We start from the raw sequence: 26,132 nt of genomic DNA on the forward strand, positions 1-26,132 counted from the left end.
GCTCAGCCCTCGTAGCGGACGCCGACGATCTCGTACTCGCGTTGCCCGGCCGGCGCGTCGATGGTGACGGCGTCGCCTTCGTGCTTGCCGATCAAGGCGCGCGCCACCGGCGAGGAGATCGCGATCATGCCCTGCTTGATGTCGGCTTCGAGGTCGCCGACGATCTGGTAGGTCTTTTCCTCGTCGGTCTCGGTATCGGCCAGCACCACGATCGCGCCGAACACCACGCGCGAACCGGCGTTGAGCGTGGACACGTCGATCACCTGCGCATGCGACAGCTCGGCTTCGAGCTGCTTGATGCGGCCCTCGATGAAGCCCTGCTGCTCGCGCGCGGCGTGGTACTCGGCGTTTTCCTTGAGGTCGCCGTGCGCGCGTGCCTCGGCGATCGCGGCGATCACCGCCGGCCGCTTCACCGACTTGAGCTCTTCGAGTTCCGCGCGCAGCCGCAGCGCGCCCTTCGATGTCAGTGGTGCCCTCATGGCTGTGCTTCCAGTTCCCGGTGGAGTTCCTGCAGCGACCATACCGGCCCGCTGTCGCGGTAGTCCAGCGAATGCAGCAGCGCCTTGGCCCCGGCGATGGTGGTCGAATAGGTCACCCGCTGCTGCAGGGCCTCGCGCCGGATCGAGAACGAGTCGGCGATCGCCTGCCGGCCCTCGGTGGTATTGACGATGTACACGATCTCGCCGTTCTTGATCAGGTCGACGATGTGCGGCCGGCCCTCGATCACCTTGTTGATCTGCTCGCAGTCGATGCCGTTGTCGCGCAGGAACGCGGCGGTGCCGCGCGTGGCCACCAGCGCGTAGCCGCGACGCACCAGGTCGTGCGCCACCGGCAGCACCCGCGCCTTGTCGGGATCGCGCACCGAGACGAACACCTTGCCCATGCCCGGCGCGCGGATGCCGGCGGCTTCCTCGGCGCGCGCGAACGCGGCGCCGAAGCTGCGGCCCACGCCCATCACCTCGCCGGTGGAGCGCATTTCCGGGCCGAGGATCGGATCCACGCCCTGGAACTTGGCGAACGGGAAGATCGCTTCCTTGACCGAGAAATAATCCGGCACCACCTCGACCGTGGCGCCCTGCTCGGCCAGGGTCGTCCCGGCCATGCAGCGCGCGGCGATCTTGGCCAGCGCCACGCCGGTGGCCTTGGACACGAACGGCACCGTGCGCGAGGCGCGCGGGTTCACTTCCAGCAGGAAGATCGTCGCTTCGCCCTCGCCATCGGTCTGCACCGCGAACTGGGTGTTCATCAAGCCGACCACGTCCAGCGCACGCGCCAGCGCGACCACCTGCTCACGCAGCCGCGCCTGCACCGATTGCGGCAGCGAGTACGGCGGCAGCGAGCACGAGGAATCGCCCGAATGCACGCCGGCCTCCTCGATGTGTTCCATGACGCCGCCGATCAGGACGTTGCCGTCCCTGTCGGCGATCACGTCGACGTCGACCTCGACCGCGTTGTCGAGGAAGCGGTCCAGCAGCACCGGCGAATCGTTGGACACCTTGACCGCGTCGCGGATGTAGCGCGACAGGTCGGCGTCCGAATGCACCACTTCCATGGCGCGGCCGCCGAGCACGTAGCTCGGTCGCACCACCAGCGGGTAGCCGATCTCGCGCGCGAGCGCGAGCGCCTCGTCGGGATTGCGCGCGGTGCGGTTGGGCGGCTGCTTCAGGCCGAGCTTCTCGACCAACTGCTGGAAGCGCTCGCGGTCCTCGGCCAGGTCGATCGAGTCCGGGGAGGTGCCGATCACCGGCACGCCGTTGTCCTGCAGCGCCTGCGCCAGCTTCAATGGCGTCTGGCCGCCGTACTGGACGATGAGCCCGTACGGCTTCTCCAACTCGACGATCTCCAGCACGTCCTCGAGCGTCAGCGGCTCGAAATACAGGCGGTCGGAGGTGTCGTAGTCGGTCGAAACGGTTTCCGGGTTGCAGTTGACCATGATGGTCTCGAACCCGTCCTCGCGCAGCGCCAGCGCGGCGTGCACGCAGCAGTAGTCGAACTCGATGCCCTGGCCGATGCGGTTGGGGCCGCCGCCGAGCACGATGATCTTCCTGCGGTCGGTGGGCGCGGCCTCGCACTCGTCCTCGTAGGTCGAGTACAGGTAGGCGGTGGTGGTGGCGAATTCGGCGGCGCAGGAATCCACGCGCTTGTACACCGGGCGCACGCCGAAAGCGCGGCGCAGGGCGCGCACCGCCGACTCGCTGGTGCCGGCCAGTTGTGCCAGCCGCGCGTCGGAGAAGCCCTTGCGCTTGAGCGCGCGCAGGCGGCGTGCATCGAGCGCATCCAGTCCGGCGCCCGCCACTTCGGCCTCGATCGCGACCAGTTCCTCGATCTGGTCGAGGAACCACGGGTCGACGAACGACAGCGCATGCACCTCTTCGACGCTCATCCCGGCGCGGAAGGCGTCGCCGAGGTAGAAAACGCGCTCCGGGCCGGCTTCCTTGACCTCGCGGCGCAGCGTCGCCAGGTCGCCCTCGTCGGCCAGGTCCAGGCCGGTCGGGTCGAGCCCGACCTTGCCGGTTTCCAGGCCGCGCAGCGCCTTCTGCAGCGACTCCTGGAAGCTGCGGCCGATCGCCATCACCTCGCCGACCGACTTCATCTGCGTGGTCAGGCGCGCGTCCGCGGCCGGGAACTTCTCGAACGCGAAGCGCGGGATCTTGGTGACGACGTAATCGATGCTCGGCTCGAACGAGGCCGGGGTCAGGCCGCCCGTGATCTCGTTCTTCAGTTCGTCGAGCGTGTAGCCGACCGCGAGCTTGGCCGCGACCTTGGCGATCGGGAAGCCGGTGGCCTTGGACGCCAGAGCCGAGGACCGCGACACCCGCGGATTCATCTCGATCACCACCACGCGCCCGGTCTGCGCGTTGATGCCGAACTGCACGTTGCTGCCGCCGGTATCGACGCCGATCTTGCGCAGCACCGCGATCGAGGCGTCGCGCAGGCGCTGGTATTCCTTGTCGGTCAACGTCTGCGCCGGCGCGACGGTGATCGAATCACCGGTGTGCACGCCCATCGGGTCGAGGTTCTCGATCGAGCAGACGATGATGCAATTGTCCGCGGTGTCGCGGACCACCTCCATCTCGAATTCCTTCCAGCCGAGCACCGATTCCTCGACCAGCACCTCGCTGGTCGGCGACAGCTCCAGCCCGCGGCCGACGATCTCGACCAGCTCCTCGCGGTTGTAGGCGATGCCGCCGCCGGTGCCGCCGAGGGTGAAGCTGGGGCGGATGATGGTCGGGTAACCGACGCGCGCCTGGATCTCCAGCGCCTGTTCCAGCGACCGCGCGACCTCGGCCTTCGGGCATTCCAGCCCGATCTCGCCCATCGCCACCCGGAACAGCTCGCGGTCCTCGGCCATGCGGATGGCGTCGCGCGAGGCGCCGATCAGTTCGACCCCGTGCTGCTCCAGCACGCCGTGGTCGGCCAGGTCCAGCGCGCAGTTGAGCGCGGTCTGCCCGCCCATCGTCGGCAGCAGCGCGTCGGGCTTTTCCTTGGCGATGATCTTCTCGACCGTCTGCCAGTTGATCGGCTCGATGTAGACCGCGTCGGCCATGTCCGGATCGGTCATGATCGTGGCCGGGTTGCTGTTGACCAGCACCACCCGGTAGCCCTCGTCGCGCAGCGCCTTGCACGCCTGCGCGCCGGAGTAGTCGAACTCGCAGGCCTGGCCGATCACGATCGGCCCGGCGCCGATGATCAGCACGGTCTTGATGTCGGTGCGCTTGGGCATGTCAGCGCGCCTCCATCGACGCAACGAATCGATCGAACAGGTAGGCCACGTCGTGCGGCCCGGGACTGGCCTCGGGGTGGCCCTGGAACGAGAACGCCGGTGCATCGGACAGGGCGATGCCCTGGTTGGATCCGTCGAACAGCGAGCGATGCGTGACCCGCGCATTCGCGGGCAAGGTCGCCTCGTCGACCGCGAAGCCGTGGTTCTGGCTGGTGATCAGCACGCGGCCGCTGTCGACGTCGATGACCGGGTGGTTGGCGCCGTGGTGGCCGAACTTCATCTTCAGCGTCTTCGCGCCGAGCGCCAGGCCGAGCAGCTGGTGGCCCAGGCAGATGCCGTACAGCGGGATCCTGGCCGCCACCAGCTCGCGCGTGGCGGCAATCGCGTAGTCGCAGGCCGCCGGGTCGCCCGGGCCGTTGGACAGGAACACGCCGTCGGGCTGCATCGCCAGCACCTCGGACGCGGGCGTCTGCGCCGGCACCACCGTGAGGTCGCAACCGCGGCTGGCGAGCATGCGCAGGATGTTGAGCTTGGTGCCGAAGTCGTAGGCGACGACCTTGAAGCGGCGGCCGCCTTCGACGAAGGCGTTGCGGTCCAGGTCGAGTTCGCCCGCGTTCCACCGGTACGCCTCGCGGGTGCAGGTTTCCTTCGCCAGGTCCATGCCCTTGAGCCCGGGGAACTTGCGCGCGGCCTCGATCGCGGCCTCGGCGTCGATCCCGCTACCATTGGCATCGCTGCCGGCCATCAACGCGCCGTTCTGGGCGCCGCGGTCGCGCAGCAGGCGGGTCAGCCTGCGGGTGTCGATGCCGCTGATCGCGACCACGCCGCGCGCCTGCAGCCACTGCGGCAGCGCGACCTCGTTGCGCCAGTTCGATGGTCGCCGCGGCACGTCGCGCACGATCAGGCCGGCGGCCCAGGCACGGGTGGATTCGTCGTCGGCGGCATTGCAGCCGGTGTTGCCGATGTGCGGATAGGTCAGCGTGACCAGCTGGCGGGCGTAGGACGGGTCGGTCAGGATTTCCTGGTACCCGGTCATGGCGGTGTTGAACACCACCTCGCCGACCGCCAGTCCGGGTGCGCCGACGGAATCGCCCTCGAACACGGTGCCGTCTTCGAGTGCGAGGATTGCGGGCTGGGTCACGGGCGTCGCCTAGTCTGAGGTGAGCCGTCGCCGCCTGCGCCTGCGAAAGCGCAGGTTGCAGCAAAGCGCGGACGCGGTGGTCAACCGGTCCGTGCTGGCGGGACGTGCCAGATGGGGAATCAGGGCGAGCGGGAATTCTACCGGCGCCGACGATCCGGCGCCAGCGCCGCGCGGCGTTCAGCCAGGAAATCAGTCGAGCAGGTCGGCCAGTCGATACAGGCCGGGAGCGCGCGTCCCCAACCGCGAGGCCGCGTGCAGGGCGCCGCGGGCGAAGATGTCGCGATTGCCGGCGCGGTGCACCAGTTCGATGCGCTCGCCGGCGGTGGTGAACTGCACCGTGTGCTCACCGACGATATCGCCCGCGCGCAGCGAGGCGTAGCGCGGGCTTGCCCCGCCCTGCCCGGCGGCGGCGCCCAGCGACAGCGCGGTACCCGAGGGGGCGTCGCGCTTGCCGGCGTGGTGCGCCTCGACGATGTCGCAGTCCCAGCCCGGCAGCGCGCGCGCCGCGCGCTCGACCAGGTCCGCCAGCACCGCCACGCCGAGGCTGAAGTTGGAGGCCCACAGCACCGGGATCCGCGCCGAGGCGGCGCGCAGGGCGTCGCGCTGGGTGTCGTCCAGGCCGGTCGTGCCGGTGACCAGGGCAACCCCGCGCCCTTCGCACAACGCGAGGATCCGGTCGAAGGCTTCGGCCAGGCTGAAATCGATCGCCACGTCGAACGCCGGCACCCCGGCCAGTTCGCTGGCGCCGAACTGCGGCACGCCATCGACCACCCGCTGGCTCGGCTTGCGCGATACCGCGGCGACCACGGTGAAGTCCGCCGGCGCCTGCGCGGCAAGCCACAGCAGGGCCTGGCCCATGCGCCCGGTGGCGCCGTGGATCAACAAGCGGATGGGTGCGTTCATGGCGGCAGGCTAGCGATGCGGCGGCGCGGCCACAAGCCGCGGCGTACTGGCGCGGGCAGAAGCCGCGCTGCGATCACGCGACACTTGCCGCCGGGAATCCGCCCCGGCGACGCGCGGCATTCGCCGCGAGGAGGCTGGCCCAGTGGCGCGCGACATTCGCCGCGAGGAGCCCGGCCCAGTGGCGCGCGGCATTCGCCGCGCTAGGACACCATGCGGTCCCAGAAGCCCTTGACGCCATCGATGAAAGTGCTGGACTTGGGCGAATGCTTGCGCGCGCCCTCGCCGACGAAGGTCGCCTCGAACTGTTCCAGCAGGGTGCGCTGCTCGGCGGTGAGGTTGACCGGGGTTTCGACCACCACCTTGCAGTACAGGTCGCCGGGGCGGCGGCTGCGCACCGACTTGACGCCCTTGTCCCGCAGCCGGAACACCTTGCCGGTCTGGGTCTCCGCCGGGATGCGGATCTCGGCTTCGCCGCCGAGCGTGGGCACGCGCACGATATCGCCCAGCGCGGCCTGGGAAATGCGGATCGGCACGTCGCAATGCAGGTCGTCGCCATCGCGCACGAAGATATCGTGCGGGCGCACCCGCACTTCGACATAGAGATCGCCCGGCGCGGTGCCGGCGGGACCGGCCTCGCCCTCGCCCGCCAGGCGGATGCGGTCGCCGCTGTCGACGCCGGCGGGGATCTTCACTGACAACACCTTTTCCTCTTCGACCCGGCCATTGCCATGGCAGGCCGCGCACGGCGTGCTGATGGTCTGGCCGCGGCCGCCGCAATGCGGGCACGGCTGCTGCATGGTGAAGATGCCGCGCTGCATCCGCACCTGGCCATGGCCGTGGCAGGTGGCGCAGGTCTCGAGCTTGCCGTCCTCCGAGCCCGTGCCCTTGCACGGCTCGCAGGGCGCGAGCGTCGGGATCTCGATGCGCTTCTCGATGCCGGCCACGGCATCCTCGAGGTCGAGCTCCATGACGTAGCCGATGTCGGCGCCACGGCGCGGACCGCGGCCGGGACCGCCGCCACCGAAAATGTTGCCGAAGATGTCGCCGAAGATGTCGCCCATGTCGCCGAAGCCGGCACCGGGGCCGCCACCGCCCCCCATGCCCTGCTCGAATGCGGCATGGCCATGGGCGTCGTACAGGCGGCGCTTGGACGGCTCGGAGAGCACCTCGTAGGCTTCCTTGCACTCCTTGAACGCTTCCAGCGCAGCGGCGTCGCCCGGATTGCGATCCGGGTGGTACTTCATCGCGCAGCGACGATAGGCCTTCTTCAGCTCCTCGTCGGACGCATTGCGGGCCACGCCCAGGATTTCGTAGTAATCGCGTTTCTGCATGGGTACACGGTCAGGTCGGCCGCTGCGCGGCCCGGGAAGTGGGCGGCTTCTGCGCCCGTGAACGAGAGATGCGGGCTTGCCGGCCCCTGATCAAGGAACCGGCGCTGCCCGCAGGGGCTCCATCGGCAGCGAGCCGGGCAATGCCCGGCTCGCGACGTTCCACTTTACCGTTTACGCCTTCTGGTCGTCGTCCTTGACCTCGGTGAACTCGGCGTCGACCACGTCCTCGTTGCGCGGGGCGCCCTCGCCCGCGGCCGCCTCCGGGCCCGGCTGCGCGGCCGCGGCGGCCGCAGCGAACAGCGCCTGGCCAGCCTCTTCCAGCGCCTTCGACTTGGCTTCGATCTGGCCCTTGTCGTCGCCCTTCATCGCGGTCTCCAGTTCGGCGATCGCGCCTTCGGCACGGCCGATGACGTCGCCGCCGACCTTGTCGCCGCTCTCGGTGATCGCGCTGCGGGTGGCGTGGATCAGGGCATCGGCGTGGTTGCGCGCCTGCACCAGCTCATGGAATTTCTTGTCTTCTTCGCGGTGCGACTCGGCGTCCTGCACCATGCGCTGGATCTCTTCGTCCGACAGGCCCGAGCCGGCCTTGATCTCGACCTTCTGCTCCTTGCCGGTCTTCTTGTCCTTGGCGGTGACGTGGACGATGCCGTTGGCGTCGATATCGAACGACACCTCGACCTGCGGCATGCCGCGCGGCGCCGAGTCGATCCCGGTGAGGTCGAACTTGGCCAGCGACTTGTTGTAGCGGGCCTGCTCGCGCTCGCCCTGCAGCACGTGGACGGTGACCGCGGTCTGGTTGTCCTCGGCGGTCGAGAAGGTCTGCGAGGCCTTGGTCGGCACCGTGGTGTTCTTCTCGATGATCTTGGTGAACACGCCGCCCAGGGTCTCGATGCCCAGCGACAGCGGGGTCACGTCGAGCAGCAGCACGTCCTTGACGTCGCCGGCCAGCACGCCGCCCTGGATCGCGGCGCCGATGGCGACAGCCTCGTCCGGGTTGACGTCCTTGCGCGGCTCCTTGCCGAAGAACTCGCCCACCGCCGCCTGCACCTTGGGCATGCGGGTCTGGCCGCCGACCAGGATCACCTCGCCGATGTCGCTGGCGCGCAGGCCGGCGTCGTTGAGCGCGACGCGGCAGGGCTCGATGGTCTTCTTGATCAGGTCGTCGACCAGCGCCTCGAGCTTGGCGCGGGTGAGCTTGATGTTGAGGTGCTTGGGACCGCTCGCGTCGGCGGTCACGTACGGCAGGTTGACTTCGGTCTGCTGCGAGCTGGACAGCTCGATCTTGGCGCGCTCGGCCGCGTCCTTCAGGCGCTGCAGCGCGAGCGGATCCTTGCGCAGGTCGATGCCCTGGTCCTTCTGGAATTCCTCGACCAGGTAGTCGATGACGCGCTTGTCGAAGTCCTCGCCGCCGAGGAAGGTGTCGCCGTTGGTCGCGAGCACTTCCACCTGCATCTCGCCGTCCACCGAGGCGATCTCGATGATCGAGACGTCGAAGGTACCGCCGCCGAGGTCGTAGACCGCGATCTTGCGGTCGCCGCCCTTCTTGTCCATGCCGTAGGCAAGCGCGGCCGCGGTCGGCTCGTTGATGATGCGCTTGACGTCGAGGCCGGCAATGCGGCCGGCGTCCTTGGTCGCCTGGCGCTGGGAATCGTTGAAGTACGCCGGCACCGTGATCACGGCCTCGGTGACGGTCTCGCCGAGGTAGGCCTCGGCGGTCTTCTTCATCTTCTCCAGCACCTTGGCCGAGACTTCCTGCGCGGCCATCTTGCGGCCGTCGCTGGTCGCGACCCAGGCGTCGCCATTGTCGTGCTCGACGATCGCGTACGGCACCAGGCCGAGGTCCTTCTGCACTTCCGCGTCGGTGAACTTGCGGCCGATCAGGCGCTTCACCGCGTAGAAGGTGTTCTTCGGGTTGGTGACCGCCTGGCGCTTGGCCGAGGCGCCGACCAGGACTTCGCCGTCCTTGGTCCAGGCCACGATCGACGGCGTGGTGCGGTCGCCCTCGCTGTTCTCGATGACCCGTGCCTTGCCGCCTTCCATGATCGCCACGCACGAATTGGTCGTGCCCAGGTCAATGCCGATGATCTTGCCCATGGTTTCGCTCCCTCTCGAATCGTTGTCTGTGTGGCGCCGCGCGCCGATGTGCGTTATCTGGGGGCCAGCTGAATCAGTTCAAGCAGCCCGTTCGGCTTTTGTGGGAGCGGCTTCAGCCGCGAGCTTTGCGGTATGCAGGAAAGAGCTCGCGGCTGAAGCCGCTCCCACAAGGGGGTGTCAATCGGGCTGCGCCACCACGACGAGCGCCGGGCGCAGCAGGCGTTCGTTCAGCACGTAGCCCTTCTGGAACAACTGGGCGACGCTGCCCGGCGGCACGCCTTCGGCCGCGATCATGCTCATCGCCTGGTGGCGCTCGGGGTCGAAGCCGTCGCCGGGCGCCGGCGCGACTTCGGTCAGGCCGTTGCTTTCGGCGATGCGGTGCAACTGGCGCAGGGTGAGCTCCAGGCCTTCGCGCAGGGGGTCGGCCTGCGCCGCCGCGGCCAGTCCGGCCTCCATGCTGTCGAACAGGGGCAGCAGTTCGCTCAGCAGGCGTTCGTTGGCGAACCGCCGCGCCTGCTCCAGTTCGCGCGCCATGCGCTTGCGCTGGTTGTCGAGGTCGGCGCGCTCGCGCAGCGACTCGGCGCGCAACTGCTCCACTTCCCCGCGCAAGGTCTCCAGTTCGGAGACCGACGGGCCGTCACCGGCCTCGGCCGGGTCGAAGGTTTCAGCGTCCTGCATCGGCGTGTTGGTCATGCTCCAGCATCCATCCGCGGCACCGTGCCGCCCTCTGCGCACTGGTATTAGGGCCAGCCGCAGCGGTTTCAAGGCGGGACGGGGCGCGGCGTGGCGCTCCCCGCCCCGCGCGGCGGGGAAGCACCCGTGAGGGTCAGGGCTGGCCCTTGAGCGCGGCGCCCAGCACCTCGGCCGCCGCCTGCACCACCGGGATCACCCGGTCGTAGGCCATCCGCGAAGGGCCGATCACGCCGAGCACGCCCAGGGTGCGATCGCCGGACGTATACGGCGCCGTCACCAGCGACATCCCCTCCAGCGGTGCCAGCCCGGTTTCCTCGCCGATGAAGATCCGCACCCCGGGGGCGCGGATGGTGCGCTCGAGCAGTTGCAGGATCTCGCGCTTGCGGGCGAAGGCTTCGAACAGCTCGCGCAGGCGATCGAGGTCCGCCAGTTCCTGCACTCCCATCAGCCGGGTCTGCCCGGCCAGCACCATGCCTTCGCTGAGCGTGGCTTCGCCGGCCCCGTCCTGGTCGGGGCCGGCCTCGTCGCCGGCCAGCGCCTGCCCGGCCAGCTCGACGCTGTGGGCCAGCAGCGTTTCCATTTCGCTGCGGGCGGCATTGAGCTCGCGCACCAGCGCGCTGCGGATGTCGGCCAGCGGATGACCGGCGAAGTTCTGGTTGAGGTAGTTGGACACCCGCTCCAGCTCGCCGCCGTCGTAGGCGCGGCGGGTGCGGATGATGCGGTTCTGCACGTCGTTGTCGGCGAAGACCACGATCGCCAGCACCCGCTGCGCGTCCAGCGGCACGAAATCGATGTGGCGGAAGGCGAACTGCTCGCGCCGCGGCACGCTGACCACGCCTACGAAATGGCTCATCGCCGACAACAGCTCCGAGGCATTGCCCAGTAGCGCCTGGGTCCCGCCACCCGCCGGCAGCTCCTGCCGCAGGCGCGCCATCTCGCCCTCGGGCAGCGGCCGCAACTGCAGCAACGAATCGACGAACACCCGGTAGCCCTGCGGGGTCGGCACCCGCCCGGCCGAGGTGTGCGGCGAGCTGAGCAGGCCGATCTCCTCCAGGTCGGCAAGGATGTTGCGGATCGTCGCGGGGCTGACGTCCAGCCCGGCGTGCCGGGCCAGGGTCTGCGAACCGACCGGCTCGCCGTCACGGATATAACGCCCGATCAGCGTGCGCAGCAGTTGCCGCGCGCGCGGGTCGAGGGTGTTGTCGTCGGCGAAGATCCGGGCCATGCGCTGGATATAAGCCCGGCATCGCACCGGCGCAAGCCGGCGGCCGGGAAGCCACGCCGACGCAGCGTTTGCGACCGCAATCTCTTAGGCTATTGCGATGCTTACGCGCCTGGCCATCCGCGACTTCGCCGTCGTCGCCTCCGCCGAACTGGAGTTCGGCCCCGGATTGACCGTGATTTCCGGCGAAACCGGCGCCGGCAAGTCGCTGCTGGTCGACGCCCTGACCTTCCTCTCCGGCCTGCGCGCCGACAGCGGCGTCGTCCGCCATGGCGCCGAGCGCGCCGAACTGGCCGCCGCCTTCGACCTGGCCGACGCACCGGCCGCGCGTGCCTGGCTGCAGGAGGCCGAGTTCGACGATGGCGACGACTGCCAGCTGCGCCGCACCCTGCGCGCCGACGGCGGCTCGCGCGCCTGGATCAACGGCCGCCCGGCGACCCTGGCGCAACTGGGCGCGCTGGCCGAATGCCTGGTCGAGATCCACGGCCAGAACGAGCACCAGGCGCTGCTGTCGCGCGCCAGCCAATTGGCGCTGCTGGATGCCTACGGTCGTACCGAGGCCGAAGCCGCCGCCGTGCGCGACGCCGCCCAGGCATGGTCGGCGCTGCTGCGGGAGCGCGACACGCTCTCGCGCACGGGCGACCCGGGCGAACGCATCGGCTGGCTCGAGCACCAGCTCGGCGAACTGCAGCGCGAATCGCTGGAGCCCGAATCGATCGCCGAGCTGGCCATCGCGCATCGTCGCCACGCCCACTCGGCGGCCCTGATCGCCGCCTGCGACAGCGCCTTCGCGCGCCTGGGCGGGGACGAGGGCCCGGCCTTGGGCCGGCAGTTGCAGCAGGTCCGCGGCGAGCTCGCGCGCCAGCTCGAACACGAACCGCGGCTGGGCGAAGTCGACACCATGCTCGACTCGGCCGCGATCCAGCTCGACGAAGCGCTGGCGCTGCTGGAACAGGTCCGCGCCGACCTCGACCTGGACCCGGCCGCCTTCGACGAGCTCGACCGGCGCCTGGCCCGGCTGCACGACCTGTCGCGCAAGCACCGGGTCGCGCCCGAGGGCCTGGCCGCGCAGCGTGACCTCCTCAATGCCGAGCTGGAAGCCCTGCGCGGCGCCGGCGAACGCCTGCGCGTGCTGGATGCCGAGATCACGGCCGCGGCTGCGCACTGGCGGCGGGCCGCGCAGGCCCTGACCAGGGTCCGCGCCAGCGCAGCGAAGGCGATGGCGCAGGCGACCACCGCGCTGATCGCCGAGCTGGGCATGGGCGGCGGCCGCTTCGAGGTGGCGCTGGAGCCGGTGGCGGACGCGGGCAACGACGCGGCCCGGCCCGACCCGCAGGGCGCGGAGCGCGCCGAATTCCTGGTCGCCGCCAACGCCGGGCAACCGCCGCGGCCGCTGCGCAAGGTGGCGTCGGGCGGCGAACTGTCGCGGATCTCGCTGGCGATCGAGGTGGCGGCCCTGGGCCTGGACGCGGTGCCGACGATGGTGTTCGACGAAGTCGATTCCGGGATCGGCGGCGCGGTCGCGCAGATCGTCGGGCAGAAGCTGCGCGCGCTGGGCGCCACCCGGCAGGCGCTGTGCGTGACCCACCTGCCGCAAGTTGCGGCGCAGGGGCACGTGCATTACGCGGTCAGCAAGGCCGAGCGCTCGGGCATGACCCAGAGCGCGGTGCAGGTGCTGGACCAGAAGCAGCGCGAAGAGGAACTGGCACGCATGCTCGGCGGCGTCGAGGTCGGCAAGGAAGCGCGCGCCGCGGCGCGGCGGCTGCTGCGCGACGCGGTCTGAGCGGACATCGGACCCGGCTTCGGGGAGAGTCGCCACCCGGCGGGCTGGGGGTGCTGCGCCCTCCTGACGACATCCTGTCTCTAAGTCGGGTCGCAGGCCATCCATGGCCTGCTCTCCGCACCCCCAGCCCGCCGGGCGGCGACTGCCCGAGCCTGGGGGTTCGCTGCTTCGGCAGCCGTATGCGCTCAATGCCGTTCCTTCTCCCCGTTTGCGGGGAGAAGGTGCCGAAGGCGGATGAGGGGCGCTCCGGCCGCGACGGGAGACTTGTGGCTACTGCTTCTTGCGCACGTACAGCACCAGTGCGTGCTCTTCGATCTGGTAGCCGTGCTGCGCCGCGATCCGCCGCTGCAGCTCCTCGATCTCGTCGCTCTGGAACTCGATCACCTTGCCGGTGTCGATGTCGACCATGTGGTCGTGGTGCTCGCCGCGGTCGAGTTCGTACACCGCGTGCCCGCCCTCGAAGTTGTGCTTGAGCACCAGGCCCGCGGCCTCGAACTGCGTCAGCACGCGGTAGACCGTCGCCAGCCCGATCTCGTCGCCCTTGTCGAGCAACTGCCGGTAGATGTCCTCGGCGGTCATGTGCCGCGGCTTGATCTGCTCCAGCAGCGCCAGGATCCGCATTCGCGGATGGGTCACCTTGAGTCCGGCCTTGCGCAGGTCTTGCGATTCCATCGTGGCTCCGGTGTTCTCGCCCGGCGCCGCGGCCGGAGTGGCACGGGCACCGCCGCGGGGGTGGGGCTTGCGTGTATTATCGGCCCGTTTTCCCACTTCCGCGAACCCGAATGCGCAAGCTCCCCCTGCTCGCCACGCTCGTCGTCGCCATCGCCGCCTCCACGGCCGGCTGCGGCATCCTGTACAAGCAGCCGATCTACCAGGGCAACCTGATCGACAAGGCCGCGGCCGACCAGCTGCAGGCCGGCATGAGCATGCAGCAGGTGCAGGCGCTGTTGGGCTCGCCGTCGATCGCCGATCCGTTCCACCACGACCGCTGGGACTACACCGCCACCCGTCGCACCGATCGCGTCGGACACGTGGAGATCAAGAATTTCACCGTGTTCTTCGAAAACGGCGCCGTCACCCGGTGGGAAGGCGACTACTTCCCGGAGCAGGACGAGGAGCTGGTGCGCAGCACCATCAAGGATTTCGGCCCCAACCTGTCCAAGGACGACAAGAAGGGCCGCTAGCCCTTTCCTGGCCCAAGCCGGGCACGCCGATCCCCATCGCCAGAGCCCGGCCATCGCCGGGCTTCGCGTTTCAGGCGCGGCTGGCGCGGCGCCGGCGCGCTTCCTTCGGGTCCGCCTGCAGCGGCGGCAGCAGTTCCAGGCGGTCGCGATCGCGGAGCACGGTTTGCAGCCCTGCCCGTTCGCCGAAGACCGCGAAACCGCTGATCCCTTCCTGCGGCAGGCCGCACGCGGCCAGCGCGTCGGCGACGCAGGCGCCGTCGGCCAGTTGCAGCGCCACGGATGCGTGCCGCCGCGGCCAGGCGCGGATCACTTCAACCCGGATCATGCGCCGCTGCGCGGGCATCGGCCACGCGCACGAAATCGTCGACCATGCGGTCGGCCAGGCCCTGGAACCCCAGCGCCAGGGCCGGCGCCAGCAGCCGGCTCAGCGGCTCGAACTCCAGTGTCAGCGTGACCTTGCAGGCCGATTCGTCCAGCGCGTGGAACTGCCAGCGCCCCGACAGCTTGCGGAACGGCCCGTCGCGCAGCTGCATGTCGATGTGGTGCGGCGGCGACAGCGCGTTTTCGGTGGTGAACCAGGTCCGCAGCGCCCCCAGCCCCAGGTCCAGGCGCGCCACCACGTGGTCGGCATCGGCCTCCAGCACCTGCGCCGCCTCGCACCAGTCGAAGCGCCCGGGATAGGCGGCGATGTCGTTGACCAAGGCGAACATGCGCGCCGCGGAGTGCTCGACGAGGGCGCTGCGTTGGATTTTCGGCATCGGTGGCGTGGTCTGTCCGGAACGTCCGCCTTTCGGGGACAATGGGCACGATGAACAAGAAGGCGTCCAAGGATAAGGCAAACGGCGGCGGCACCATCGCCCTGAACAAGCGCGCGCGCCACGAGTACCACATCGAGGAGCGCTTCGAGGCCGGCCTGGCGCTGCAGGGCTGGGAGCTGAAGTCGATCCGCGCCGGCCGCGCCAACATCACCGAGGCCTACGCCGTGATCCGCGACGGCGAGCTGTACCTGTTCGGCGCGCAGATGACGCCGCTGATCTCCGCCTCCAGCCACGTCGTCGCTGACGCCCACCGCACCCGCAAGCTGCTGCTGCACAAGCGCGAGATCGACCAGCTGATCGGCCGCGTGCAACGCGACGGCTACACCCTGGTGCCGACCGCGCTGTACTGGAAGGGCAACAAGGTCAAGGCGGAACTGGCCCTGGCCAAGGGCAAGCAGACCCACGACAAGCGCCAGGCCGACAAGGACCGCGACTGGAACCGCGAGAAGCAGCGGGTCATGCGCCGGCACAACAAGGACGCATAGGCGCGGCGCAGGCGCACCCTCACCCTGCTTCGCTGCGCGAAGCGGTCCTCTCCCCGCTGCACGGTCGTCGTGCCGTTCCTTCTCCCCGCTTGCGGGGAGAAGGTGCCGAAGGCGGATGAGGGTGGCGCTTTCCCGGCTCAGGCTTTGCCGGCCAAGGCCGCGTCGGTCTCCGGCAGCGTGAAACGGAACGTCGCGCCCTGCCCCGGCGCGCCTTCGGCCTGGATCGTGCCGCCGTGGCGCTCGACGATGCGCTTGACCGACGCCAGCCCGATGCCGTCCCCGGCGAACTGCTCCTGGGTGTGCAGGCGCTGGAATGGCCGGAACAGCTTGTCCACGTATTCGGGCGCGAACCCGGCGCCGTTGTCGCGCACGAAGAACGCACCATCCGCGTCGCGCCCCACCTCCACCCGCGCCACGGCGCAGTCGCGGGTGAACTTCCAGGCATTGCCGATCAGGTTCTGCAACAGGTTGCGCACGAGGCTCGGGTCGCCGGTGGCCTGCAGCATCGGCGCGATCTCCACGACAACCTCGCGCCCGGGGTCGTCGGCCCGCAGTTCGGTGACGATGTCGGCGGCCATCCGGCTCAGGTCCAACGGCGCGGGCTTGACCGCGGCGCGCCCGAGCCGCGCCATCTTCAACAGCGATTCGATCAGCGTGCCCATGCGGGCGGCGGCGTTGCGCACCCGTGCCAGATAGTCGCGACCCTCGGCCTGGAGCACCTCGCCGTAGCGTTCCTCGAGCAGGCGGCTGAAGCCGTCGATGGCGCGCAATGGGGCGCGCAGGTCGTGCGACACGCTGTAGGCGAACGATTCCAGTTCCTGGTTGGCGATGGTCAGCTCGCGGGTGCGCTGCTCCACGCGCGCCTCCAGGGTGCGGTTGAGCGCCAGCACCTGGGCCTCGGCCCGCAGGCGGTCGGTGACGTCCTCCACCTGCGCCAGCCGGGTGATGTCCTGGCCAACGTCGCCCGGCACCGGCGCGTAGGTCAGTTGCATGTGGCGCAGCCCGCCCTCCTCGCGCAGCAACGTGCGGGTGCTGCGGTAGACGCCTGCGGTGGCCAGCACGTCGCGCTCGCGGTCGCGGCCGGAGGCGTCCGGGTGGTCGAGGAAGTGGCCGTCGAACGAGGTGCCGAGCAGCTGTTCGCGCGGCTTGCCCAGGATCCTGGCGAGCGAGGGATTGGCATCGACGATATGCCCGTCGTGGTCGAGCAGCGCCTTGCCGATGGCGGAGTACTCCATCGCGCTACGGAAGCGAAGCTCGCTGCGGCGATAGGACTCGGTCATGCGCGCCGCCAGCCGCTCGGCCCGCAACTGCGTGCGCGCCAGCACCAGCGCGATGCCGAACAGCAGCAGCGACGCGAACACGCCCACCGCCAGCGTGGTGCGCAGGTCGGTCATGCGCGCCTCGATCGTGGCTTGCGAAGCGGATCGGTACTCCAGGCGCCAGCGGCGGCCATAGGCCTCCAGCGTCGCGTTGCTGGTGAAGGCGGGCGTGTCCGCCTGCTCCGGCGCCACGTCGGGATACAGCGGCTGCTCGATCCCGCCGGTCACGTCGACGATGCGAAGCGCCAGCGGGTGCGCGGCCTTGCGTTGCGCGGTGTCGACGAACGCCTGCACCCGGAACGGGACGTAGACCCAGCCCTGCATCGATTCGCGCCGCGCCGCGATACTGGACGGACGGTCGCCGGAGCGATAGACAGGCAGGAACAGGACGGCCGCCGACAGCGGCTTGCCTTGGTCCTGCACCAGCTCGACCCGGCCGCTCATCCGCGGCTCGCCGGTATCGCGCGCGGCCTCCATCGCCGCATGCCGCACCGGTTCGGAATACATGTCGTAGCCGATGGCGGCCAGGTTGTCCGGGGTTTTCGGATCCAGGTACAGGATCGCGCCGTAGTACTCGCGCATGCCGTGCGGCCAGACGCTGAACAGCCCCTCGCCGCTGTCGCGGAGCAGCCGCTGCAGGTCCGACATCTGCCCCGGCGTGGCGTAGGTGGCAAAGCCCAGTCCCGCCAGCGCGGGGAATCGCGTGCGGATGTTCAGGCCATCGACATAGCCCTGCCATTGCCGGCGGCTGGGCCGCGCCACCGAAGCGAACAGCGAGACCCCGCCGCGCGTGACCAGTTCGTAGTCGTCCAGGCGCTGCACCAGCAGCGCGGTCGTCTCCTGGCTGCGGGCGATGAAGTCGGCTTCGGCCGCCTTGAGTTCGCGTGCGTGCGCGTTGCGCCAGTACAGGGCCACCAGGCCCAATGACGCCAGCAGCACCAGCACCGCCAGCACGTAGCCGGTGGTGGCGCTGAGGGGGACGCGCGCGTCGGTATCGTCGGCCGGCGTGGTGGAAGGGCGCATTGGCCGAAGCATAGCCGCTGGCGCGGGCGCCGCCGCGTGAACCGCCCCTGCACCGCGGCCCGCCGCGCCTTGCACCCGGGTTGCCCGCCCCTATACTGGTGTGGTCGGCGACATCGACATTCCCGGGGGTGCACTGGCTTCGACGGGGGTAGCGAAATCGTCTGGCGCATGCCGAGGGGGTAGCTTTCCTCGTTAATCCAGCTGCAAAAACCCAGACGCCAACGACGACGTCTACGCTCTCGCCGCTTAAGGCGTAAGCCCCGAACCCACTTGTGCCCTTGCTCGTGGATGTAGGGTCATCATCAAGGGATAGGATCCGGCGGCGACCCGTCAACCGGTTCCGAACCCAAAGCGGGTGTGGATGACGGTGTGCCTCGCACGTTGTGTTGCCGCCATCCGAGATCGAACAACGAGCTAAGCATGTAGTGCCGGGCATGGAGCATCTTCGGACGGGGGTTCAATTCCCCCCACCTCCACCATCCCAGGACAACGGGCCGCGCAAGCGGCCCGTTTTCTTTTGCCCCGCGCAGGTCGGCCGCTTTTTCTGGTTCTTCTCCCACTCGGGGGAAGGCTGCGGCTTGATCGTTGATCGTATGCCTCGCCGCGACCTGATGGATCCCGGCACGGCCGCCAGCCCTTCGGGACGAATGTCCCCCGGCCTGCGGCCTCCTCCCTGATTTCGCCCCGAAGGGCTGGCGGCCATGCCGGGACGTCGAATCGCGAGCTTGCGAAAAAGCTGGAGCACTTCCGGCTTGCTCGAACCCTTCTTTGCCCGGTCAATCCGGATCGTTCTTGTGCGCGCCGCGCAGGTTCATCGCGAACAAGCCCACCTGTAGCGCGATCAGCGCCCAGGCGCGGTCATGCCAGGCCCAGGCGATCCAGAGCACGTTGCTGGCCACGAAGCACCAGAACCCCAGTTCCCGGCGCCGCATGTGCCGGGAGCCGACCATCCACGCAGCCACCAGGGTCACGACCATCGCCGGCCATTGCAGCAGGTCGAGCCACGCCATGCCCGGGCCCATCAGGCCCGCTTCAAGGTCGCAGCCACCACCTCGGCGGGATAGCCCTCACGCAGCTGCAGGTAGGCGCGCGCCCGTTCCTGGGTGGTCAGCGCCATCTTGGGCAACTGCGCGAAGCCGCGCATGGCCAGGATTTCCTGCAGCCGACGCACGCAATGGGCCACGTCGGCAGGCGAATGCCCGGCCTCGGCGAGAACCAACGCAACCTGTTCGATCGGGGACATGCCCGGAGCGTTAGCATGCCCGCCGGTACCGCAGGGTGAAGGCCGATGCGGCGGCCGCCTGGCTGTCGCCGGCTCCGGCCGCAGACCCTCACCCGACTTCGGCACCCTCGCCCCGCATGCGGGGAGAGGAAACGACATCCTCACGCCGCGCGCGGCACCCGCTGCCGCGCCAACATCCGATGCAGCAGGCCGCGCGCCAGGAACAGTTCCACCCGCTCCAGCGGGATGCGGTCGCCGGCATCGCTGCCGTAGTACGCCTCGACGATGCGGCCCTGCTCGTCGATCAGGAAATCGGCCGGCATCAGGTTGTTGGTGTTCAACCCGGCCCAGCCGACCAGGCGCAGGCCGCGGATCAGCGTCGGTACCCGCAGCACGATCGCCCGCAGCTTGCGCCAGAACGAGCGCTCGATGCCGTAACGCGCATGCGACGCCCCGGTGGGGTCGGCCGCCAGCCGGAACGGGCGCGGGTGCCGGGCGACGAACCGCAGCACCTCCTCCCGCGATGAGCTGAACACCGCGACGATGTCCAGCCCCAGCGCCGCCAGGCTCTGCTGGTGCGCGGTCAGCTCGTAGATGCGGAAGTTGCAGAACGGGCACGCCGCATCGCGGAAGAACGACAGCAGGGTGCGGCGGCCGCGGCCGATGGCGATTGGCTGGCCGTGGATGTCGACCAGGTCCAGGTCGGGTGCGGTCGACGGTGCAAACAGTTTCATGGCAATCCTCCGGGGTGGCGAAGCACGCTGCCATCGTCACCCGAGGTGCTGATCGCTCAATGGAGGTATGTGTAAAGGCGACGTGGATGGAATTTCCGGCCTGTAAGTAAAGCCGATCGATCCGCAAGCGGCAGATTTCTTCCTGGCCCTCGCGATGACGGCGCCGCCGCCCACCCCATGCATGCAATCTGCGTTACATTGCGAGTACATCCTGCCAGCCCGCCCCATGCCCCCGACCAAGTCCGCAACCCTCAACCTGCGCATCGATCCCGCGATCAAGGAAGCCGCGCGCATCGCCGCGCTGCGCGAGCACCGCAGCGTCGCCAACCTGATCGAGCTGCTGGTGCGCCGCCACTGCCAGGCCCACGGCATCGAGATCCCGCAACAGGAAGAACTGTTCGCCGCGAAGGAGCCGGGCGATGAATGAGAAGACCCTGCGTGCCCTGGTCGAAGCCGGTGCCATCCGCCGCGTGCGCATCATTGCCGACGGCTGCCGCTTCCACATGGAGGCCGACACCGCCAACGCCACCGTGATCGCGCAGACCGGCAAGGGCACGCCGAAGACCTGGGGCACGCTGGACGCGGCCGCCAGATGGATGCGCGCCCTGGGCATCGGCAGCGCACAACTGGACGTCAGCCGCTGGTCGCCCGGGCAGCGCAGGCTGGCGCTGTAGCCCGGGCGCATCCATTCGGCCACGTGCCGCGATCGTCGATCGGCCCACTGCTTCCAACAGGCAAGGCCGCCAAGCCCAGCCCATCCGATTGCCCCCATCGGCACGCTCATTGCTTACCTGCGCATAAGGCAACGCGTGCAGCAGACTTACCGCGGAAATGACCATCGCCTTCGGTTCCCGGGGGCGTCCGAAACGCGGCGCCCCACCACGCCGCATTAACGCCGGCGCCGCGAGCATCGGTTACCCCGCTCCGGAGCACCCGCCATGGCCGTGCGCAAGCAGCCCCGCAAATCCACTTCCACGCGAGGCAAGAAGGCGACGCGCGGCAATGCCGCCGAACGCAGCCCCGGCAAGCGGCCTGCTGCCGCGCGCGAAGCCCGCGGCAACGGCGGCGAGCTGCACCAGCACGCCGGCGGCGCCGATGCCACCGTGACCACCAACCAGGGCGTGGCGATCGCCGACAACCAGAACTCGTTGCGCGCCTCGCCGCGCGGGCCGACGTTGCTGGAAGACTTCGTCCTGCGCGAGAAGATCACGCACTTCGACCACGAGCGCATCCCCGAGCGCATCGTGCACGCACGTGGCTCCGGCGCGCATGGCTATTTCGAACTGACGAAGTCGCTGTCCAGGTACACCACCGCGCGGCTGTTCACCGAGGTCGGCGCACGCACGCCGGTGTTCACGCGCATTTCCACCGTTGCCGGGGGCGCCGGATCGGTCGACACCCCGCGCGACGTGCGCGGCTTCGCGGTCAAGTTCTATACGCAGGAAGGCAACTTCGACCTGGTCGGCAACAACATCCCGGTGTTCTTCATCCAGGATGCGATCAAGTTCCCCGACTTCGTGCATGCGGTGAAGATGGAGCCGGACCGCGCCTTCCCGCAGGCGGCCAGCGCGCACGACACCTTCTGGGACTTCATCTCGCTCACGCCCGAATCGATGCACATGATCATGTGGGCGATGAGCGACCGCGCGATCCCGCGCTCGCTGCGCATGATCGAGGGCTTCGGCATCCACAGCTTCCGCCTGCTCGATGCCAAGGGCCGCTCGACCTTCTGCAAGTTCCACTGGCGGCCGCGGCTGGGCCTGCAGTCCACGGTGTGGGACGAGGCGGTCAAGCTGCAAGGCGCCGACAACGACTTCCATCGCCGCGACCTGTTCGAGGCGATCACCGCGGGCAACTTCCCCGAATGGGACCTGGGCCTGCAACTGTTCACCGAGGAACAGGCCGCCGGGTTCCCCTTCGACCACCTCGACCCGACCAAGATCATCCCCGAGGAAACGGTGCCGCTGACCATCGTCGGGCGCATGGTGCTGGACCGCTGGCCCGACAACTTCTTCGCCGAGACCGAACAGGTGGCGTTCTGCCCCGCCAACGTCGTGCCCGGCATCGATTTCAGCAACGACCCGCTGCTGCAGGGCCGCCTGTTCTCCTACCTGGACACGCAGCTGAGCCGGCTGGGCGGGCCCAACTTCCACCAGCTGCCGATCAACGCGCCCAAGTGCCCGTTCGCCAACCACCAGCGCGACGGCCACATGCAGATGCGCGTGCCCAAGGGGCGCGTGAACTACGAACCGAGTTCGCTCGAGCGCACCGACGGGCGCGAGGACCCCGCCAAGGGCTTCCGCAGCTTCGCCGAGCCTGCCGGCGACGGCGCGAAGGGCCGCATCCGCGCCGAAAGCTTTGCCGACCACTACAGCCAGGCGCGGCTGTTCTATCGCAGCCAGACCGAAATCGAACAGGCGCACATCGCCTTTGCGCTGGTGTTCGAGCTGTCGAAGGTGGAAACGGCGCATGTGCGCGCGGCCATCGTCGGCCACCTGCGCCACATCGACGGCGACCTCGCCCGCCGCGTCGCCGACGGCCTGGGCCTGGACGCGCTGCCGCCGGCCCCCAAGGCCGCCGCGCCCGTGATCGACATGCCGCCCTCGCCCGCGCTGCAGATCATCGGCAAGATGAAGAAGACCCTCGAGGGCCGCGCCGTTGGCATCCTGGTCGACGACGGCTCCAATGCCGCGACCATCAACGCGTTGCGCAAGGCCGCCGAAGACGCCGGCGCCATGGTCAAGATCGTCGCCCCGAAGATCGGCGGCGCCATGTTGTCGGGCCGCAGGAAGCTGCCCGCCGACGGCCAGCTGGCCGGCACGCCCTCGGTGGTGTTCGACGCGGTCGCGCTGGTGCTGTCGCGCGACGCCGGCGCCTACCTCGCGCAGGAAGCCGCCGCCGTCGACTGGGTGCGCGACGCGTTCGGCCACCTCAAGGCGATCGCCTGCGACGAAGGCGCGCGCGCGGTGCTGGCGGCCGCGGGCATTGAACCCGACGCAGGCGTGGTGGATGCCGGCGACACCGGCAAGTTCATCAAGGCGGCAATGACGCGGCAGTGGGCGCGGGAGCCGCAGGTGCGGACGTTGCCGTAGTTCGAAAGAAACCTTGCATCCAATCCGTGGCAAGCCCCGTAACCAAGCTGTCCCGAATGCGGGACCGCCCTCAATCCCACGGAGCTGCACCATGACCCTGAAACCCCTCGCGCTGGCGTTGCTGTCCGCCGCGGCCCTGAGCGCCTGCATGGCCTCCATGCCCAGCCAGGCCTCCACTGATGCCGCCATGTCGATGCCCGCCAACCCCATGGTCGGCGGCGCGCCGATGTACGCCAACAAGGACATCATCGACAACGCCGTCAATTCCGCCGACCACACCACGTTGGTCGCCGCGGTCAAGGCCGCGGGCCTGGTGGACACGCTCAAGGGCCCCGGCCCGTTCACCGTGTTCGCGCCGACCAACGCCGCGTTCGCCGCCCTGCCCGCCGGCACCGTCGACACGTTGCTGAAGCCGGAGATGAAAGTCGACCTGACCAAGGTGCTGACCTACCACGTGGTGCCCGGCGTGCTCGACGCGGCCACGCTGACGTCGCAGATCGCCGCCGGCGGCGGCACCGCCACGCTCACCACCGTGCAGGGTGAAATCCTGTCCGCCTCGGCGAAGAATGGCGGCATCGCCCTCACCGACCGCCAGGGCAACGTGGCGATGGTGACCACCGCCGACGTCATGCAGAGCAACGGGGTGATCCACGTGATCGACAAGGTGTTGATGCCGTAGCGGTCTCGTCGTCGCTGCGGCAAGGGGGACGGCATCTGCCGCCCCCCCATTTGCGAAAGACACTCCCCGAGGGCTGCTACCGCGACCCGGTGCGCCGTCGCTGGTCCTTCAGGCGCGTACGCGCGGGGGATGGAATCGCCTGCGCAGACTCCAGTGTCTCAAACTGCGCCAGGCGCAGGCGACAGCCCGAAGCCCAGTACCGTAGCAACCACTACCACCACACCGTTGACCAGCAGGTGCGGCAGCGGTGACCGCCCCGAACGCCGCAGTCCGACGCCCGCGTGGCCAGCCGCCCCAGCGGCAGGATCGCGACCAGCCACGGCACCCATGGGAACGGCAGCAGCGCGGCGAGCAGCAGCGGGATCACCGCGATCCCGATCACGTGGAGGTCGAGCGCATCGAGAAGGCGGTTGTGGCTTGGCATCTGCTGGCGACTTGAGCGCGGAAGTTCATTCTGGGCAACGATGGGCTTGTGAAGAAACACTCGGCGGCCTGTGTTCACCGGTTCTACCCTCGCTAAGCGACCTATTCGGCCTCACCGGAGAAGGTGAGTTTCAGATATTCCGATCGGACGTCATCCAGCGATTGCTTTCCCTGGGCATCAAGTCGCCAGAAGTGCCAACCATTGGTCGCCTTCTTTCGAACAAAAGTACCTGCCTGCGAAGGACTACTGCAGATTTCGCCGCGCACCTCGATACGGCCATCACCCAGAATCCGCGCAGTGTCGCCCCCGTACTTGCCCGGCCGGGAGTACAGCGCCTGCCCCGCACTCAGCAATCCGGCGGAAAGGAGATCCGCGATCTCCACGACGATTGTGCTTGCCGCATGATCCCGACTGACCTGAACCTTATGTCCGGTGGGCACGGGCCATACGGCCAGAATGGTTTGGATGGCACGGTCGGTCCGCTCATCGATCCCCGCCTCGCACCACTGACAGCCGTCGTAATCCTTCAGCAAGCGGCTGTTGAGGAGAAGCACATCCTTTTCCTGCAGGTGCGCGGCCTTGCCTGCGGTACCAGACCAGGGCCCGTTCGAGACGGTGCTGTTGAGCTTCTTCGTCAACAGCGTGAGATTCCCAAGCCGGTGGATACGTGCGTCTCGGTCCGCTTCACTGACGCCGGACGTTAACGGCCAATGCTTCAACCATGATTGCGGCATCACGTGCTCGATCGCGTACGTGTTCCGGCGAATCCTCATGCCAGCCGCTGAGGTCTGGTCCTGGATCCAGCCGCGCCAGTGATCCTCGATCGACTCCAGCACCATTCGCAGGCGGCCTCTGCTGACCTTTCGGTAGATCGGCAGGAGCTTGAGCTCCCCGCCCACTTCCTCGTCGTCAGGCCAGTAGCCAATTTCGGAGCGTTGCGATGCGAGGAAGTTCCGTACGTCTCCGCCAACATTCCACGGCTTGCCGTTCCTCACAACCGACACCACATCCGCCATCAGCTTGTTGTAGGACTTCGCCGTAGCGCGCACCAGCATGCGGCGCACCAGCCAGCTTTCCAGTGCGTCCAAGGCTGTATCGATGTCGCCAGCAGGCAGTGGTCCCGCCGGATGATCCAGCAACGCCAGCAACACAGGCTTGACCACTTCGCTTTCAAGCGTCTTGGCGCGGTACGCAAACAGCCCGACCCGATCCAACGGGCCGTCCTGGATCTCGGCCTTCTGGGTGAAGTCGCGGTAGATCGACGCAGCGCGATGGATTTCCTCCAGCAACTCGATCATCGGGCGACCCGCGTGGAAATCCGCGTACGTCTTGAACCCCGAAAACACCTCGCGCGCAAGAACTTCTTCGCCCGTCTTGGCGATCAGCCAGTGATTCAGGAAGACCGACGAGCGCTGGTGTTTCATCCTGCCGACATTCACTTCCTCTTCCCAGAACGCCGTCTCGAACTGGTCCCAGTACTTGCCGTAAGCCTTCTCAACATCAGCGCCTTGCTCGAGCAGGCGCTGGAAGACGAAATTCTTGATCAGATCGGCCGCCGTCAGCACGGCACCACGCGCATTCAGCGTCTCGAAGATCTCCTGCGCGTTCTCGTGCGCCGCCAGATCGATCACTACGATCTGCATCAGCTCGCGTGCAGACCGCTCGATGGCCTCGGCACGTGCCGCCACGTTATCCACGCCCTCAGCGTTCAACCATTCGCGGCATTGCAGCGCGAAATACTCGTGTGCCTTTGCTAGGCGCGATCCGCGGTGCTTGAGCTTCTGGTAGTCGACGGGGGCCGGCGCTTCCATGACCTCATAGAACGCAGCGCGATCCCGATTGGTCGGCCACACCTTGAACCGGTCTTCCTTGTGGCGTCGGAATGCTTCCCCGTTGGCGATCAGCGGCTCAAGGCGCGCAGCCGGCATCTTTGCGCCCACGTGTTCGATCTCGGCGTGCAAGGCGTCGAGCAACAGCTGGAACGTGGTCAACCGTTGCTGTCCATCGATCACCGTCCGCTGCTGCAGGTCGCTGGTCGGGGTGGCCAGCTGCTGCAACACGACAGCACCAAGAAAATGAGGGGCATGGTTAATATGTGGCTCGTTCAAAAGACGGGTCGAAACGCGTTCCAGGTCCTTCCAGAGTGGCTCCCACTGCAATTCCTCGTTCCACACGTAGGGGCGTTGGAACAACGGCACCAGCAGTCGCTGCGGCTGCATGAAGATGGCTTGCGGTGTGCGGACTTGGGTATCCATGTGCAG

At 68.6% G+C, this 26,132-nt stretch carries 24 protein-coding genes and 1 other RNA gene; 8 read left to right on the forward strand and 17 right to left on the reverse strand.

The annotated features are described in order from the left end of the window. Positions 1–2 precede the first annotated feature (2 nt). The 8 genes from greA to hrcA all read right to left on the reverse strand — a co-directional run bounded on the left by greA (position 3) and on the right by hrcA (position 11,111). Entirely contained in the window at positions 3–479 is a 477-nt protein-coding gene (greA, locus tag MQC88_RS02530; RefSeq protein ID WP_243318938.1) for a transcription elongation factor GreA, read from the reverse strand. Next, a complete protein-coding gene (gene carB / locus MQC88_RS02535) occupies positions 476–3,724 on the reverse strand; it encodes a carbamoyl-phosphate synthase large subunit (protein WP_243318940.1) in 3,249 nt (1,082 codons plus the stop codon). The genes greA and carB overlap by 4 nt, the downstream gene beginning before the upstream one ends. Position 3,725: 1 nt before the next feature. Beyond that, complete coding sequence (gene carA / locus MQC88_RS02540) at positions 3,726–4,865, reverse strand: glutamine-hydrolyzing carbamoyl-phosphate synthase small subunit (protein ID WP_243318943.1); 1,140 nt, start codon at positions 4,863–4,865, stop codon at positions 3,726–3,728. Between the two features lie 189 nt (positions 4,866–5,054). Continuing rightward, complete coding sequence (gene dapB, locus MQC88_RS02545) at positions 5,055–5,768, reverse strand: 4-hydroxy-tetrahydrodipicolinate reductase (protein ID WP_243318946.1); 714 nt, start codon at positions 5,766–5,768, stop codon at positions 5,055–5,057. A gap of 200 nt (positions 5,769–5,968) precedes the next feature. Continuing rightward, positions 5,969–7,099 carry a molecular chaperone DnaJ gene (gene dnaJ, locus MQC88_RS02550; protein WP_243318947.1) on the reverse strand — a complete coding sequence of 377 codons (1,131 nt, stop codon included), beginning with the start codon at positions 7,097–7,099 and terminating at the stop codon, positions 5,969–5,971. A 171-nt stretch (positions 7,100–7,270) separates the two neighbouring features. Beyond that, entirely contained in the window at positions 7,271–9,193 is a 1,923-nt protein-coding gene (gene dnaK, locus MQC88_RS02555; protein WP_243318949.1) for a molecular chaperone DnaK, read from the reverse strand. Between the two features lie 177 nt (positions 9,194–9,370). Next, positions 9,371–9,886: a nucleotide exchange factor GrpE gene (gene grpE / locus MQC88_RS02560; RefSeq protein ID WP_315857057.1), complete on the reverse strand. Its 516-nt coding sequence runs from the start codon at positions 9,884–9,886 to the stop codon at positions 9,371–9,373. A 133-nt stretch (positions 9,887–10,019) separates the two neighbouring features. Continuing rightward, entirely contained in the window at positions 10,020–11,111 is a 1,092-nt protein-coding gene (gene hrcA / locus MQC88_RS02565; protein ID WP_243318951.1) for a heat-inducible transcriptional repressor HrcA, read from the reverse strand. A gap of 97 nt (positions 11,112–11,208) precedes the next feature. On the opposite strand from hrcA, the gene recN reads away from it, so the two are divergent. Beyond that, positions 11,209–12,891, forward strand: a complete 1,683-nt coding sequence (gene recN, locus MQC88_RS02570) for a DNA repair protein RecN (protein WP_243318952.1) — start codon at positions 11,209–11,211, stop codon at positions 12,889–12,891. A gap of 270 nt (positions 12,892–13,161) precedes the next feature. Here recN and fur read toward each other — a convergent pair whose 3' ends face one another. After that, entirely contained in the window at positions 13,162–13,563 is a 402-nt protein-coding gene (fur, locus tag MQC88_RS02575) for a ferric iron uptake transcriptional regulator (RefSeq protein ID WP_243318954.1), read from the reverse strand. A 110-nt stretch (positions 13,564–13,673) separates the two neighbouring features. Here fur and MQC88_RS02580 point away from each other — a divergent pair, with 110 nt between their 5' ends. Beyond that, on the forward strand, positions 13,674–14,075 hold the full coding sequence (locus MQC88_RS02580; protein ID WP_243318956.1) for an outer membrane protein assembly factor BamE: 402 nt from the start codon (positions 13,674–13,676) through the stop codon (positions 14,073–14,075). Between the two features lie 70 nt (positions 14,076–14,145). Here the strand turns inward: MQC88_RS02580 and MQC88_RS02585 are convergent, their stop codons facing one another. Then, complete coding sequence (locus MQC88_RS02585) at positions 14,146–14,400, reverse strand: RnfH family protein (protein ID WP_243318957.1); 255 nt, start codon at positions 14,398–14,400, stop codon at positions 14,146–14,148. Then, entirely contained in the window at positions 14,387–14,833 is a 447-nt protein-coding gene (locus MQC88_RS02590) for a type II toxin-antitoxin system RatA family toxin (protein WP_243318959.1), read from the reverse strand. Before MQC88_RS02590 ends, MQC88_RS02585 begins: the two co-directional genes overlap by 14 nt. 50 nt (positions 14,834–14,883) lie before the next feature. Between MQC88_RS02590 and smpB the strand changes: the two genes are divergently transcribed. Beyond that, positions 14,884–15,378 (forward strand): SsrA-binding protein SmpB, encoded by a 495-nt coding sequence (gene smpB / locus MQC88_RS02595; protein ID WP_243318961.1) that lies wholly within the window; start codon positions 14,884–14,886, stop codon positions 15,376–15,378. Positions 15,379–15,515: 137 nt separating this feature from the next. Here the strand turns inward: smpB and MQC88_RS02600 are convergent, their stop codons facing one another. Next, entirely contained in the window at positions 15,516–17,720 is a 2,205-nt protein-coding gene (locus MQC88_RS02600; RefSeq protein ID WP_243318962.1) for a CHASE domain-containing protein, read from the reverse strand. 124 nt (positions 17,721–17,844) lie between these two features. Between MQC88_RS02600 and ssrA the strand changes: the two genes are divergently transcribed. Next, positions 17,845–18,199: a transfer-messenger RNA gene (gene ssrA, locus MQC88_RS02605) on the forward strand. A gap of 297 nt (positions 18,200–18,496) precedes the next feature. Here the strand turns inward: ssrA and MQC88_RS02610 are convergent. The 3 genes from MQC88_RS02610 to MQC88_RS02620 all read right to left on the reverse strand — a co-directional run bounded on the left by MQC88_RS02610 (position 18,497) and on the right by MQC88_RS02620 (position 19,676). After that, positions 18,497–18,742, reverse strand: a complete 246-nt coding sequence (locus MQC88_RS02610) for a hypothetical protein (protein WP_243318964.1) — start codon at positions 18,740–18,742, stop codon at positions 18,497–18,499. After that, positions 18,742–18,963, reverse strand: coding sequence for a hypothetical protein (locus tag MQC88_RS02615; protein ID WP_243318966.1), 222 nt, complete (start codon positions 18,961–18,963; stop codon positions 18,742–18,744). Before MQC88_RS02615 ends, MQC88_RS02610 begins: the two co-directional genes overlap by 1 nt. A gap of 140 nt (positions 18,964–19,103) precedes the next feature. Beyond that, positions 19,104–19,676 carry a peroxiredoxin family protein gene (locus tag MQC88_RS02620; RefSeq protein ID WP_243318967.1) on the reverse strand — a complete coding sequence of 191 codons (573 nt, stop codon included), beginning with the start codon at positions 19,674–19,676 and terminating at the stop codon, positions 19,104–19,106. A gap of 226 nt (positions 19,677–19,902) precedes the next feature. Here MQC88_RS02620 and MQC88_RS02625 point away from each other — a divergent pair, with 226 nt between their 5' ends. The 4 genes from MQC88_RS02625 (at position 19,903) to MQC88_RS02640 (ending at position 23,447) form a co-directional block, all read left to right on the forward strand. Next, positions 19,903–20,103, forward strand: coding sequence for a type II toxin-antitoxin system antitoxin (locus tag MQC88_RS02625; RefSeq protein WP_243318969.1), 201 nt, complete (start codon positions 19,903–19,905; stop codon positions 20,101–20,103). After that, positions 20,096–20,350, forward strand: a complete 255-nt coding sequence (locus MQC88_RS02630; RefSeq protein ID WP_243318971.1) for a hypothetical protein — start codon at positions 20,096–20,098, stop codon at positions 20,348–20,350. The genes MQC88_RS02625 and MQC88_RS02630 overlap by 8 nt, the downstream gene beginning before the upstream one ends. Before the next feature lie 264 nt (positions 20,351–20,614). Then, positions 20,615–22,768 (forward strand): catalase, encoded by a 2,154-nt coding sequence (locus MQC88_RS02635; RefSeq protein ID WP_243318973.1) that lies wholly within the window; start codon positions 20,615–20,617, stop codon positions 22,766–22,768. A 91-nt stretch (positions 22,769–22,859) separates the two neighbouring features. Continuing rightward, on the forward strand, positions 22,860–23,447 hold the full coding sequence (locus MQC88_RS02640; RefSeq protein ID WP_243318975.1) for a fasciclin domain-containing protein: 588 nt from the start codon (positions 22,860–22,862) through the stop codon (positions 23,445–23,447). A gap of 211 nt (positions 23,448–23,658) precedes the next feature. On the opposite strand, the gene MQC88_RS02645 is transcribed toward MQC88_RS02640, so the two are convergent. Further along, the gene (locus MQC88_RS02645; RefSeq protein ID WP_243318978.1) at positions 23,659–23,949 is read right to left on the reverse strand and encodes a hypothetical protein; all 291 of its coding nucleotides are present in this window, start codon (positions 23,947–23,949) and stop codon (positions 23,659–23,661) included. 23 nt (positions 23,950–23,972) lie between these two features. Next, a complete protein-coding gene (locus MQC88_RS02650; protein ID WP_243318980.1) occupies positions 23,973–26,126 on the reverse strand; it encodes a GmrSD restriction endonuclease domain-containing protein in 2,154 nt (717 codons plus the stop codon). Positions 26,127–26,132: the final 6 nt, after the last annotated feature.

The sequence above is a fragment of the Cognatiluteimonas sedimenti genome (assembly GCF_022808325.1).
GTDB classification, from domain to species: Bacteria; Pseudomonadota; Gammaproteobacteria; order Xanthomonadales; family Xanthomonadaceae; genus Cognatiluteimonas; species Cognatiluteimonas sedimenti.

What these genes read in the sequence shown, in the direction of transcription:
- greA (WP_243318938.1), bottom strand. Translation starts at nt 479, where the DNA reads ATGAGGGCACCACTGACATCGAAGGGCGCGCTGCGGCTGCGCGCGGAA.
- carB (WP_243318940.1), bottom strand. Translation starts at nt 3,724, where the DNA reads ATGCCCAAGCGCACCGACATCAAGACCGTGCTGATCATCGGCGCCGGG.
- dapB (WP_243318946.1), bottom strand. Translation starts at nt 5,768, where the DNA reads ATGAACGCACCCATCCGCTTGTTGATCCACGGCGCCACCGGGCGCATG.
- dnaJ (WP_243318947.1), bottom strand. Translation starts at nt 7,099, where the DNA reads ATGCAGAAACGCGATTACTACGAAATCCTGGGCGTGGCCCGCAATGCG.
- dnaK (WP_243318949.1), bottom strand. Translation starts at nt 9,193, where the DNA reads ATGGGCAAGATCATCGGCATTGACCTGGGCACGACCAATTCGTGCGTG.
- grpE (WP_315857057.1), bottom strand. Translation starts at nt 9,886, where the DNA reads ATGACCAACACGCCGATGCAGGACGCTGAAACCTTCGACCCGGCCGAG.
- hrcA (WP_243318951.1), bottom strand. Translation starts at nt 11,111, where the DNA reads ATGGCCCGGATCTTCGCCGACGACAACACCCTCGACCCGCGCGCGCGG.
- recN (WP_243318952.1), top strand. Translation starts at nt 11,209, where the DNA reads ATGCTTACGCGCCTGGCCATCCGCGACTTCGCCGTCGTCGCCTCCGCC.
- fur (WP_243318954.1), bottom strand. Translation starts at nt 13,563, where the DNA reads ATGGAATCGCAAGACCTGCGCAAGGCCGGACTCAAGGTGACCCATCCG.
- MQC88_RS02580 (WP_243318956.1), top strand. Translation starts at nt 13,674, where the DNA reads ATGCGCAAGCTCCCCCTGCTCGCCACGCTCGTCGTCGCCATCGCCGCC.
- MQC88_RS02585 (WP_243318957.1), bottom strand. Translation starts at nt 14,400, where the DNA reads ATGATCCGGGTTGAAGTGATCCGCGCCTGGCCGCGGCGGCACGCATCC.
- MQC88_RS02590 (WP_243318959.1), bottom strand. Translation starts at nt 14,833, where the DNA reads ATGCCGAAAATCCAACGCAGCGCCCTCGTCGAGCACTCCGCGGCGCGC.
- smpB (WP_243318961.1), top strand. Translation starts at nt 14,884, where the DNA reads ATGAACAAGAAGGCGTCCAAGGATAAGGCAAACGGCGGCGGCACCATC.
- MQC88_RS02600 (WP_243318962.1), bottom strand. Translation starts at nt 17,720, where the DNA reads ATGCGCCCTTCCACCACGCCGGCCGACGATACCGACGCGCGCGTCCCC.
- MQC88_RS02610 (WP_243318964.1), bottom strand. Translation starts at nt 18,742, where the DNA reads ATGGGCCCGGGCATGGCGTGGCTCGACCTGCTGCAATGGCCGGCGATG.
- MQC88_RS02615 (WP_243318966.1), bottom strand. Translation starts at nt 18,963, where the DNA reads ATGTCCCCGATCGAACAGGTTGCGTTGGTTCTCGCCGAGGCCGGGCAT.
- MQC88_RS02620 (WP_243318967.1), bottom strand. Translation starts at nt 19,676, where the DNA reads ATGAAACTGTTTGCACCGTCGACCGCACCCGACCTGGACCTGGTCGAC.
- MQC88_RS02625 (WP_243318969.1), top strand. Translation starts at nt 19,903, where the DNA reads ATGCCCCCGACCAAGTCCGCAACCCTCAACCTGCGCATCGATCCCGCG.
- MQC88_RS02630 (WP_243318971.1), top strand. Translation starts at nt 20,096, where the DNA reads ATGAATGAGAAGACCCTGCGTGCCCTGGTCGAAGCCGGTGCCATCCGC.
- MQC88_RS02635 (WP_243318973.1), top strand. Translation starts at nt 20,615, where the DNA reads ATGGCCGTGCGCAAGCAGCCCCGCAAATCCACTTCCACGCGAGGCAAG.
- MQC88_RS02640 (WP_243318975.1), top strand. Translation starts at nt 22,860, where the DNA reads ATGACCCTGAAACCCCTCGCGCTGGCGTTGCTGTCCGCCGCGGCCCTG.
- MQC88_RS02650 (WP_243318980.1), bottom strand. Translation starts at nt 26,126, where the DNA reads ATGGATACCCAAGTCCGCACACCGCAAGCCATCTTCATGCAGCCGCAG.